Origin of the sequence: Archangium lipolyticum (assembly GCF_024623785.1) — a bacterium.
GTDB lineage: Bacteria > Myxococcota > Myxococcia > Myxococcales > Myxococcaceae > Archangium > Archangium lipolyticum.
On sequence record NZ_JANKBZ010000018.1, the window covers coordinates 42,673 to 54,282 of the forward strand.

An 11,610-nucleotide genomic window follows, 5' to 3' on the forward strand; every position below is an offset into this window, starting at 1 on the left:
CAGCACCACCGGAAGCAACGCTCGTGATTGTACCCCAGGCAGGGAGACCCGCGTCGACGACCCACGGGTCTCCGCCAGTGACCAGGTACTCGCTACGGAGTGATGGCGCGCAGCAACGCGTTGCCCGAGTCCGCCACGTACAGCGTTCCGTCCGGGCCCACCGCGAGACCCGCCGGCAGAACGAGGTCCGCGTCATCCCCCGTCCCATCACGCGCCCCGAAACGGCCCGAGCCCGCCAATGTGGTCACCATCCCGTTCGGAGAGATGCGCCGCACCCGGTAGTTGCCCGGATCCGACACCGCAACGCTCCCGTCCGGCAGCACCGCGATGCCCAGGTACGGCAGCATCCGCGCGTCCTCGCCCTGCCCTTCCGCGAAGCCTCCCGGCGGAGTTCCCGCCAGCACGCTCACCGTGCCGTTGCGCAACGCCACCACGCGCGACATCCCCGTCTCCACCACGTACACCGTCCCGTCCGGCGCCGCCGCCACCGCCGACGGCCGGTACAGCCACAGGTTCGCCGGCAGCGTCGTCACCGGATTGCCCGGCGTCAGCAGATCAATCCGCCGGATGACGCCGTTGCCCAGATCCGCCACCAGCAACTCCCCCTGCGGCGTGACGAACAGCCCCGCCGGCTGGTTGAAGCGCGCCTGCGCGGCGGGTCCATCCATCAGCCCCGGCTCCATCACCGCCCCGGCGAACACCGTCGTCGTCCCGTCCGGCGTGATGCGGCGGATGCAGTAGTTGTCCGAGTCCGCCACGTAGACGTTCCCCTGCGCGTCCGCGGCGATCCCCATCGGGCCGTTGAGCTTCACCGAGGAGAGCGTCGAGATGCTCCCGTCCGACCCCACCCGCTTCACCTCGTTCGCCAGCGCGTCCGCCACCGCCCAGCCACCTCCGGGCAGCACCGCCACCGCCACCGGCGCGGCCAGCAGTCCACGGCCCTGCTCACCATCCTGATCACCCCGCCGCCCCGGCTGCCCGGCCACCGTCCTCACGTCGGTCGCGAAGGGACCTCGCGCTCGCGGCAACTGCGTCGCCGGCAGCACCACCAGATCCCGCGGCACCTGCCTCCCCAACGCCCGGTAGAGGACGTTGGCCACGATGCGCGCAGCGCGCGGATCCGCCGCCTCCGTCGTCCCCAGCGTGTGCACGAAGTCGATGCCACCCGCCGAGAACACCCACGCGTTCCCCTTGCGGAACACCACCATCTGTCCGAAGCCGAACGCCCCCTGCAGCGACAACGCGGGAGACTCGGCCAGCACCTCCAGCCCCGCGGGCGAACGGCCGTTGTCCACCACCTGGTCCTGCTCGTAGCCGTTGGCACGCCACAGCGTGTCCCCGTTCCTCAGCCCCGTCCCCTCCAGCGCCCAGTGCCCCTCGTTCGTGATGACCGTCGGGAAGGCGAACTGGTGCCAGCGGCTGGAGAACATCACCCCCAGCAACGAGTTCTCCGGGCGCGGCGTGGCCAGATCCCTGAACTTCGTCGAACGATCCAGGCTCCTCACCCCCACCGGATCCCTCGCGTCGCCCTTGTAGCAGGTGATGATGCGCCGCGGCCGGCCGTCCGCCGCCGGCTCGAGCCGCACCTGCCAGTAGGCCTGGTTCGCGCCGAGGTTGATGATCGACCGCCCCTCGGCCTGCGCCTTCTCGGCACGGTCACGCAGCGTGCGCGTCCAGTACTCGTCGTGCCCGGACATGATCAGGACCTTCGCCTCGCGCAGCGCGTCCCCACTGCGGTCCAGCTCCTCGTTCGTCACGTAGGTGACGTCCAGCCCCTGCGCCTCCAGCCACATGATGAGGCCCTGGTCGTCATCCAGCAGGTGGCCCGAGCCGTAGCCACGGTAGTAGGGCCGATCGTACGAGGCCTGGAAGCCGCGCCCCACCCCGGTGATGCGGAACTTGTCGTCGTAGAGGCTCGTGCCGCCCCACGTGTTGTAGGCCTGCCAGGTCGCGGTCGGGATGATCACCGTCACCTCCGAGCGCGGATTCGGATCCCTCACGAAGAACGGCACGTAGCGCTGGAAGCCGTCCTCACGCACCAGCTTCACCACGTACACCCCGCGCATCCACCCGTTCGTCGGCAGCTCCAGGGTCGGCGTCCAGTTGCAGGCGACGATGCCCGTGGGCTGCTGCGCGGGACACGGCGCCTGCGGCACCGCCTGCAGCGGACCACCCCGCGCCACCTCGCGTGCCCCCGCTCCCCCGTAGTACCCCAGCCGGTACACCTCCCAGCTGAACTTGCGGGGCGAGCCCGTCACCGACACCGCGATGGGCACCCGCTCGCCCGGCGACACCGTGGAGACGAGCGCGTAACCTTCGATCTCGTTGTTGTTGGCCGCCTTCTTGACGATGCGCCACGCCGTCGTCCCCGGGCGCGCGTTCTCCTTGCGGATGGCCTGCGTGTCATGCGGAGGAATCGACCCCCCATCCGGCACGCCTCCATCCGGGTCCGGTGGCGGCGGCACACTTCCATCCCCGATGTCTGGCTGCCCGCCGTCCGAGCGTTGAAGCGGTGGGGTGTCCCGTGAGCCGCCATCCCGTCCACCCATGCCGGAGGAGGAATCCTCACACCCTCCGACCAGGCCCAGGAGGCACAGTACGGAAACCAACACCCCGATGACCCGACCACCCTTTCCCATGCCTGCCTCCACCCTCTCGGGCTGCGAGGGTAAGCATGAGGTCCGGTGTGGGAAGTCTTCCGCTCCTTCCAGGGCGTTTTCGTGGACAGTTCAACGCCTGCCCGTCCTCGCGGATTGCCCTCAGCTGCCCAGGAACTCGCGGTGCAGCCTCGCGGTGAGCGGCTTGAGGTGCTGCTTGTCCACCAGCAACGTGAGCTGGAGTGGCGAGGTGTGGACGGCATGCACCCTCGCCCCCAGCTCCTCCGCCACGTCCAGGGCCCGGCGCAGGTAGCTCCAGTCCGCGTTCAGCCCCGCCCCCACCGCCGTCACCGTCCCCACCTCCTCCCTCAGCCTCACCGTCTCCCCGAAGCGCGCCACCACGTCCCGCTTCAGCGCCTCCAACCCGTGCACGTCCTGCAACGGCACCGCGATGAACGCCCGCCCCTCGCGCCCCAGCAACCCGTCGAACGCCAGCGCCCTGCCGCGCACCCCTCGCGCGTCCAGGAACTCCAGCAGCTCCGGCAGCCGCACCTCCTCCACCGCCGCCGACAGCACCGCCATCTCCGCCTCCGCCGTCACCCCCTTCACCCGTGTGTCCGCCGGCGCCACCAGCTCCTGCACCGCCGTCCCACTCCCCTGCCCGTGCGCCGTCCTCGCCAGGATGACGATCCCCTTCGCCTTCGCGAACTCCACCGCCTGCGCGTTGAGCACCTTCGCCCCCGCGCTCGCCAGCTCCTGCATCTCGTCGTACGAGAGCGTCTCCAGCTTGCGCGCGTCCGGCACCACCCGCGGATCCGCGCTGAACACCCCGTCCACGTCCGAGTAGATCTCACACGACTCCGCGCTCAACGCCGCCGCCAGCGCCACCGCCGTCGTGTCCGAGCCACCCCGCCCCAGCGTCGTCACCTCCTTCTTGTAGGAGACGCCCTGGTACCCCGCGACGATGACCACCTTGCCCTGCTCCAGCTCGTCCTGGATGCGGTAGGGCCGCACCTCCACGATGCGCGCCTGCGAGTGCGCGTCATTCGTGATGATGCCGCTCTGGCTCCCCGTGAAGCTGATGGCCGGCACCCCCATCTCCTGTAGCGCCATGGACAAGAGCGCCATGGAGATGCGCTCCCCGCACGTGAGCAGCATGTCCAGCTCGCGCCGCGCCGGGTCCGGCGACACCTGCTTGGCCAGCGCCAGCAGCTCGTCCGTCGTGTCCCCCATGGCCGACACCACCACCACCACCCGGTAGCCCCGGTCCCGCGTCTCCTTCACTCTGCGTGCGACCTTGCGGATCTTCTCCACATCGGCGACTGACGAGCCGCCGTACTTCTGCACCACGATCGGCATAAAGCACCCGCTGCGTTGTTCCTAGGGGCCGGTCAAGGTCACAGGTAACCTGCCGGGCGTGTCCGTCAGGACACACTGGAAGCACGTCATGCACAAGGCTCGCCAGCGCCGCCCCGACACTCCCCGACGCCTGCCTGCCCTCCTTGACAGGTCGGAAACGGCTTTTATATCGGCCGCCGGTCGAGTGCTTCTCCCTGGAGCCGTCCCATGCCGATGATCGAGGTCCAGAACCTCACCAAGCGATACCGTGAGCGGATCGCCGTGGACCGCCTGAACTTCTCGGTCGCCGAGGGACAGATACTCGGCTTCCTCGGGCCCAATGGAGCGGGCAAGTCCACCACCATGAAGATCCTCACCGGGTTCCTGCCTCCCTCCGAGGGGACGGCCCGGGTGGCGGGGTTCGACGTCTTCGAGCAGCCCCTGGAGGTCAAACGGCGGATCGGCTACCTGCCGGAGACCCCGCCGCTGTACCCGGAGATGACGGTGGCCGGGTACCTGAAGTTCGTCGCCGAGCTCAAGCGGCTGCCCGGCCGCGGCCTTCGCGCCGAGGTGGACCGGGTGGGCGGGCTCGCCGGCGTGTCCGACGTGATGGGCCGGGTCATCCAGAACCTGTCCAAGGGCTACAAGCAGCGCGTGGGCATTGCCCAGGCCCTGCTCGGCTCCCCACCGGTGCTCATCCTCGACGAGCCCACCGAGGGGTTGGATCCCGCCCAGCGCGCCGAGGTGCGCGGCCTCATCAAGGGGCTGGCGGGCAAGCACACCGTCATCCTCTCCACCCACATCCTCCCCGAGGTGACGATGACCTGCGAGAAGGTCCTCATCATCAACCAGGGCCGGGTGGTGGCGTACGACGAGATCCGCAAGCTGACGCACGTGCACGGCGGCAAGGCGGAGAACGTGTCGTTGGAGGAGATCTTCATCAAGCTGACCGCGGCCTAGCGCCCGCGCGTTCCCCCATCCACGGTTCCGGAGGACTCCATGCGCACCGCGCTGGCGATCGCTCGAAAAGAGCTGTCCATCTACTTCACCACGCCCTGGGCCTACGCGGTCTTCACCGCGATGCAGGCCCTCGCGTCGTTCTTCTTCATCAACAACCTCTACAAGTTCCAGCAGGCCCAGGAACTGGCCCGGGTGTACGGCTGGGAGAAGGTGCCGCAGCAGTTCCGCAACCTCACCGACGGCGTGGCGGTGCCCTTCTGGGGCACGGTGATGTTCATCACCCTGTTCGTGGCGCCCTTCCTCTCCATGCGGCTGTTCGCCGAGGAGAAGCGCAACAGGACGTTCGAGCTGTTGATGACGGCGCCGGTGCGGCCCCTGGAGATCGTCCTGGGCAAGTACCTGGGCGGCCTGGGCGTCATCACCGCCACCCTGGGGCTCACCATCGTCTTCCCCGTCATCCTCTCCGTGTTCGGCAAGGGCGAGTCCGGCAGCGCGCTCGAGTGGAGCACGGTGCTGCTGGGCTATGGCGGGCTGCTGCTGTGGGGCGCCACGTGCATGGCCATCGGCATGTTCATCTCCATGCTGACGGAGAGCCAGATGGTGGCCGCCCTGCTCAGCTTCGCGGTGCTGCTGCCGTGGATGTTCCTGAGCGGGCTCGCCGAGGGCACCGAGGAGCCGGTGCGCTCCCTCATCAACGCCGTGTCCTTCGACGTGCAGCTCGCCGGCCTGCTGCGCGGCGTGTTGGATCTCAAGGCGCTCGTCTTCTTCGTCTCCGTCATCTTCTTCTCGCTGCTGCTCAGCCACCGCACGGTGGAGGCGCAGCGCTGGACGTGAGCCCCTCTCGAGGATGCCCATGAAAGCGGCCAACATCGGAAAGATCCTCGGCGTGTTCGGGCTGCTGCTGCTGCTCTCCAGCCCCTTCACCCTCTTCCTCACCTCGGGCTCCATCGCCATCGCCGCCACGAAGGCCGTGGCCGGCGCGATCATGGTGGGCCTGTACTTCGCCACGAACTTCAAGCAGTTCGGCCAGTTCGCCTCGCGCCGCTCCAGCTTCTTCTTCGGCACCACGGCGGTGATGGTGCTGATGACGCTGGGCGCGCTCGTGGCCATCAACTACATCGCCCACAAGAAGAACCAGCGGTGGGATCTCACCGAGCGGAAGGTCTTCACGCTCTCGCCCCAGACGGTGAGCACGCTCAAGAGCCTGAAGGAGCCGGTGCGGGCCATCGGCTTCGTGCAGCCGGATCACCCCGCCTACGCGGGCCTCCAGGCCACCTTCGAGCGCTACCACACCGAGGCGCCGGACGTGTTCGACTACTCGTTCAAGGATCCGCGCCGGCACCCGGACCTGGCGCAGAAGTACCAGCTGCGCGACAGCCAGACGACGGTGGTGCTCACCCGCGGCGAGGGCGCCAACGAGTCGCACACCTCGCTCAACGTCATCAGCGAGCAGGAGCTCACCAACGCCCTCCTCAAGCTCACGAAGGTGAAGGACCAGATGGTCTACTTCGTGGTGGGCCATGGTGAGTGGCCCCTGGACCGGCAGGTGCCCATGCCCGGCCAGCGCGGGCGGACGACGAGCCTCTCGGAGCTGAAGCAGCAGCTCATCCAGGAGGGCTACACCCCCCGGGAGCTGAACCTCGCGGGCGGCACCACGGTGCCGAGGGACGCCTCCCTGGTGCTCATCGCTGGCGCCAAGGCCCCCTTCAGCGCTCCGGAGGTCGAGTCGCTGCGTCAGTACCTCGCCGCCGGTGGCCGGCTGCTCTACTTCGCCGAGGCCTATGGCGAGCCCGGCCCGGAGCTGGCGAAGCTGCTGGCCGAGTACGGCGTGGAGCTCGACAAGGGCGTGGTCGCCGATGGTCAGTTCAACGGTGGCAGCCCCTACGTCGTCCTCTCGCTCTTCTTCGGCCGGCATGAGATCTCCCTGCCGTTGAGCCAGCGGCAGCTCAACATCGAGTTCCCCACCGCGCGCAGCATCAGCGGGCTGAGCCAGGGCCTCGCCGAGGGCGTGAAGGTGACGCCGGTGATCCTCACCTCGCCCTTCGGCTGGGTGGAGACGACGCCCGACGACAAGCCGGCCCCCACCGAGGGAGAGAAGAAGGGGCAGCTCAACCTGGTGATGGCAAGCACGCGCGATACCTCCAAGGCGCTGGTCAAGCGCTTCGACGAGGCGCGGCTCGTGGTGGTGGGTGACTCGGAGCTCCTCCTGGACTCCAACTGGGGCCACGAGGGCAACCGCAACCTGGTGATGAACGCGCTCGGGTGGGCCACCCAGCAGGTGGAGAAGATCACCATCCGCCCGCCCGACCGCGCGACGTCCACCCTGGAGCTGGATGCGGAGATGCTCAACCGCATCCGGTTCGTATCCACCGACGTCCTGCCCCTGTCGTTGCTCGGCGTGGGGCTGGCCATCTGGCTCTCGAGGCGAAACAAGTGAACGCCAGACAGAAGAACCTCGTCAGTGTGCTGGCCGCCACCCTGGCGGCCTGTGGGCTCGGGCTCTACACGTACTTCGGCGTGATGAAGCCGGAGGAGCAGGAGGCCCAGCGCAAGGAAGTGGAAGACAAGCTCTTCGTCACCCACGATCCCGGCGAGCGCGGCCAGGACGGCGGTGCGCCCCCTGCGCCCGTCTTCACGCACCTCTCCGTGGAGATGACGGGGTCGAAGACGGAGATGCAGCTCGTGGAGGGCCAGTGGCGCGTCACCGCGCCGGTGTCCGCGCTGGCCAACAAGACCGAGGTGGACGCCCTCACCCAGGAGCTCGCCTCCGCGAAGTTCCTGAGCGTGCTGGACAAGAACCCCACCGACGCGGACCTGGAGCGCTACGGGCTGAAGCCGCCCGTCGTCACCGTGACGGCCAGGGCGTATGTGCCGGACGCGAAGGGCGGCGGGGCGGAGGAGCCCTCCCGCCAGCGCACGCTGACGTTCCACACCGGCGTCGAGAACCGCTTCGACGGCTCGGTGTACGTGCGCCGCGAGGGAGACCCGGCCGTGTACTCCTCCCAGGGCTCGCTCCGCTTCGCGGTGCAGAAGCGCACCCATGACTGGAGGGATCACGAGGCGTTCCCCGTGAACGAGCCCTCGCTGCTGCGCATCGAGGTGAAGACGCGCAAGAACGCCTTCACCCTGGAGCGCGCGAGCACCGACAAGCCCTGGCAGCTCACGAAGCCGGTGGCGTTGCGCGCGGATGGAGAGCGGGTGGCGAGCATGGTGTCCACGTTCAAGGGCTATCGGGCCCTCACCTTCCCCGAGCGGGACTGGGAGGCGAAGGCGCGGGCCGCCCTGGAGAAGCCCGTGGTGGAGGCACTCTTCGTCCCCCACCTGGGCGATCCGTTGCGCGTGCGCCTCGCCGAGGCGGACCTGAACGGGATGAAGCAGATCGTCTCGCTGAGCGAGTGGGGCCGGGACTCCGTGCTCGCCCTGGTGGACAGCAACACCGTCAACGTCCTGGACCTGGCGGTGTCCGAATTCAAGGACAAGAAGGCGCTCGCGTTCACCGCCGACGACGTGCACCACATCGTCATCCACCCGGCCGCCGGCGGAGAGCTCGTCAAACTGGCCAAGACGCTCGACACCAAGACGTGGGAGGTGGTGGCGCCCATGCCCGGCAAGGCCCGCGAGTTCAAGGTCGCCTCGCTCCTGGGCTCGCTGGAGAAGCTCAAGGCCGCGGCGCTCGGCGAGGCCCGCCCGAAGAGCTGGAGCAGGTACGGCATCTCCGACTCCTCGCGCGGCGTGGCGCTGCTGGACGCCCAGGGCAAGGAGCTGGTCCGGCTGTCGGTCGGCAACGAGGTGAAGGGCAACCCCAAGCGCCTGTGGGCGCGCGGCTCGGGCGAGGAAGTGCTCGAGCTGGAGAAGTCCGTGCTCGACGCCCTGCCCCTGAAGCTCGAGGACCTCATGCAGGGCGTGCCGGCCGCGAACGGCTCGCCCTGAGTCCCCGCATCACACCTCGAGCAGCAGGAAGCGCTGCTCGGGGTGCATCTTCGTCATGAGCGGCATCGCCACGTTGTAGACGGGGATGCCGCTCTTCGTCTTCCCCTGGGGCGCACCGTGGTGCGCGTGTCCGTGGAAGACGGCCTCCGCCCCATAGTGGTCCACAGGCATCGCCAGGCGGCTCGTCCCCAGGAAGGGACGTATCTCGATGTTCTCGCCCTCCAGCGTCTCGGGAACGGGGGCGTAGTGCATGATGACCACCTTCTTCGGCGTATCCAGGTGGCTGAGCGCCGCTTCCAGCTTGAGCGACTCGGTCACCGCCTCCTGCACGAAGGACTTCGTCTGTCCCTCGCCGAAGGCCTGCAGCGTGGCGTTGCCGAAGCCGCCGCCGAAGCCCTTCACCCCGGCCACGCCCAGCATCTTCTCGAAGATGAAGTGGTCGCCATCGAGGATGTGCACCCCCGCCCGTGACAGCTCGCCGCAGATCTCCTTGGCCTGGTTGTGCTCGTAGTCGTGATTGCCGAGCACCGCCGCCACCGGCACCCGGAGGGCCGACAGCTCCTCGGCGAGCACCTTGCCCTCCTCCACCATCCCCCGGTCCGTCAGGTCCCCGCAGAGCAACAGCATGTCCGCTTCCGCGTTGATCTGCTTGACGAGCTGGCGGAAGCGGCCGTGCTGGTCCTCGCGGCAGTGCAGGTCACCGACCGCCGCCAACCGTATTTTCGAGCTCGCATCCCGCGCCACGTGCCTCCCCCTTCTGTCGATCTCGCTCGTCCCAGGACCGTCCATCACCGTAGCCCCAGTGATGGATGTCCACCGCGTAGTTCACCCGCGAGATGAGATTCCCGCGGCACAGCCGTTCGTCCCAGTTGCCTTCCTTGAGCGTGTCCAGCGTGCGCGACATCAGCTCCGTCATCAGCCACGTGGGGATGAGGTCGCGCTCACACGGGTAGGCGAAGCGGAACATCATCAGGTGGCTGAGCAGCACTTCCCAGTACCGGTCGAAGCGCCGCAGCAGCCGCTCCCAGTCCATCCCCGTCCCCATCTTGAGGATGAGGTGGTTGATGTCCGCTCCGTCATACCGCTCCCGCTCGTTCACGAAGGCCTTGGACCAGATCATCTCCTCGGCCGGTGCGATGAGGCAGTGGTGGCCGAAGACGGTGGCGGACCTCGCGTGGACGAACCACTCGTCGTCCACGGTGGCCACGCCATTGCCGGAAGAGAAGATGAAGTCGACGAAGTACTCGCCCCGGTAGGCCTTGTAGATCCACACCTCGTCGGCCCGCTCGGTGCGCCAGCCGTCCTTCTCCAGCACCACGAGCGCCCGCTCCGCGTCGCACTTGCGAGGGAACAGGTCCAGGTCCTTGGTGTCCCGGTAGATGCCCGTATAGGTGGCGTAGGCGTAGGCCCCGCCCACCAGGAACGGGACACCGGCGTCCAGCAACACCTCGATGGCCCGGCCCCGGGCGTTGATTTCCTCTGGTGTACGAGCCCGCTCCGCGAGCGAGGCGTCGGTTCCCATGTCCCCGGGATGGTTGGGGTGTCGCGTTTCCATGCGGCAAACCTAGGAACGGGTCCTTTTCCCCGTCGGAGCCCCCGTCCGGTATGCCTGGTGGGCAGCCAGGGGACCTCCAAGGGCCTGGAATCCCTGGGTTTTTCGTCTTCTGAAAATCGACTTTCTGTTTTTGGACCCCTGCCGTGTCCCTACGGACGAATGACCCGCACCGGCCATGGAGGCCGGGCGGAAACCCGAGGGGGACCTACCCATGACGCTGCGCAAGAACCTGCTGTTCGCCGCCCTGATGCTCGTTGGCTGTGGCCGTATGGACCGCGAGGAGGAGTTCCGTTCCGTGCTCCCCACCCAGGAGCTGGTGGAGGTGAAGACGCCACAGGAGAGCGGCCAGGCGCTGGTGGTGGATGACGTGAGCGCGCAGGCCGGGGAGGGACGGACGAGCGACCTCTACCAGCTGACCCGCCGCACCACCGCGGTGGTCAACGGCGGCACGCTGGCGGTACTGCGTCTGGTGGACGCGGTGACGAAGCACAAGCCCACCACCGTCACCGAGGACACCGCGGTGTGGGGCCCGCACACGGAGGCGCTGGCCCGCAACACCTGGAAGCTCACCGTGAAGAAGACGGGCGACAACACTTATAGCTACACCGTCTCGGCCAAGGCGAAGACTGCGGACGACTCGGCTTTCGTGGACGTCATCACCGGCACGCATACCGCCGCGCTGAACGAGGCCGGCGAGCCGATGAGGGGCTTCGGCCAGGGCGAGCTCACCCTCGACTGGGACCGGCAGCGGACGCTGCCCGAGAACGACGACAACGTCGGCCGCATGACGGTCAAGTACTCGCGCCTGGACGACAAGAGCGCCGCCACCGTGGACGCGGCGTTCCGCCAGGTGCGTGACGACCAGGACGCCACCCGGCGCGCGGACGCGGACTACCGCTACGCCGCCACCCCGGGCCAGGGCGGTGAGTTCAACTTCAAGCTGACCCAGGACTGGTACAAGCCGGACAACACCACCAGCCAGCTCGAGGTCCTCACCATCAAGAGCCGTTGGCAGCAGGGGGGCGCTGGCCGCTCGGATGTCCGGCTGTCGGGCGGGGACCTCGTCGGCGAGGCCACCGTCAACGAGTGCTGGGACACGAACTTCATCAGCCGCTTCATGCGCGCCAGCTATGACCCTCGGGTGGGCTATGGCACCGAGGCCACCGGCTGCGTCTTCACCCCGGCGGCCTACTCCACGTTGTAAGCTCGGGGGAGCCCACTCCGTAACCC

General features: G+C 68.3%; 9 protein-coding genes. 5 read left to right on the forward strand and 4 right to left on the reverse strand.

The window, feature by feature from the left end:
* Nucleotides 1–92: 92 nt before the first annotated feature.
* Both NR810_RS31595 and NR810_RS31600 read right to left on the reverse strand, forming a co-directional pair.
* Nucleotides 93–2,549 carry a N,N-dimethylformamidase beta subunit family domain-containing protein gene (locus NR810_RS31595; RefSeq protein ID WP_407653857.1) on the reverse strand — a complete coding sequence of 819 codons (2,457 nt, stop codon included), beginning with the start codon at nt 2,547–2,549 and terminating at the stop codon, nt 93–95.
* A 210-nt stretch (nt 2,550–2,759) separates the two neighbouring features.
* Complete coding sequence (locus NR810_RS31600) at nt 2,760–3,956, reverse strand: aspartate kinase (RefSeq protein WP_257458135.1); 1,197 nt, start codon at nt 3,954–3,956, stop codon at nt 2,760–2,762.
* 207 nt (nt 3,957–4,163) lie between these two features.
* Here NR810_RS31600 and NR810_RS31605 point away from each other — a divergent pair, with 207 nt between their 5' ends.
* From NR810_RS31605 to NR810_RS31620, 4 genes are read left to right on the forward strand one after another with little or no spacing between them, the layout of a single operon-like run.
* Nucleotides 4,164–4,895, forward strand: a complete 732-nt coding sequence (locus NR810_RS31605; protein WP_257458137.1) for an ABC transporter ATP-binding protein — start codon at nt 4,164–4,166, stop codon at nt 4,893–4,895.
* Nucleotides 4,896–4,934: 39 nt separating this feature from the next.
* The gene (locus NR810_RS31610; RefSeq protein ID WP_257458138.1) at nt 4,935–5,729 is read left to right on the forward strand and encodes an ABC transporter permease; all 795 of its coding nucleotides are present in this window, start codon (nt 4,935–4,937) and stop codon (nt 5,727–5,729) included.
* 19 nt (nt 5,730–5,748) lie between these two features.
* The gene (locus tag NR810_RS31615) at nt 5,749–7,332 is read left to right on the forward strand and encodes a GldG family protein (protein WP_257458139.1); all 1,584 of its coding nucleotides are present in this window, start codon (nt 5,749–5,751) and stop codon (nt 7,330–7,332) included.
* Nucleotides 7,329–8,825 (forward strand): DUF4340 domain-containing protein, encoded by a 1,497-nt coding sequence (locus NR810_RS31620; RefSeq protein ID WP_257458140.1) that lies wholly within the window; start codon nt 7,329–7,331, stop codon nt 8,823–8,825. Before NR810_RS31615 ends, NR810_RS31620 begins: the two co-directional genes overlap by 4 nt.
* 9 nt (nt 8,826–8,834) lie before the next feature.
* Here NR810_RS31620 and NR810_RS31625 read toward each other — a convergent pair whose 3' ends face one another.
* Together NR810_RS31625 and NR810_RS31630 are read right to left on the reverse strand one after the other, a co-directional pair.
* On the reverse strand, nt 8,835–9,539 hold the full coding sequence (locus NR810_RS31625) for a metallophosphoesterase family protein (RefSeq protein ID WP_257458142.1): 705 nt from the start codon (nt 9,537–9,539) through the stop codon (nt 8,835–8,837).
* Entirely contained in the window at nt 9,523–10,380 is an 858-nt protein-coding gene (locus tag NR810_RS31630) for a nucleotidyltransferase family protein (RefSeq protein ID WP_407653858.1), read from the reverse strand. The genes NR810_RS31625 and NR810_RS31630 overlap by 17 nt, the downstream gene beginning before the upstream one ends.
* A 211-nt stretch (nt 10,381–10,591) precedes the next feature.
* Here NR810_RS31630 and NR810_RS31635 point away from each other — a divergent pair, with 211 nt between their 5' ends.
* Nucleotides 10,592–11,584 carry a hypothetical protein gene (locus NR810_RS31635; protein WP_257458143.1) on the forward strand — a complete coding sequence of 331 codons (993 nt, stop codon included), beginning with the start codon at nt 10,592–10,594 and terminating at the stop codon, nt 11,582–11,584.
* Nucleotides 11,585–11,610: the final 26 nt, after the last annotated feature.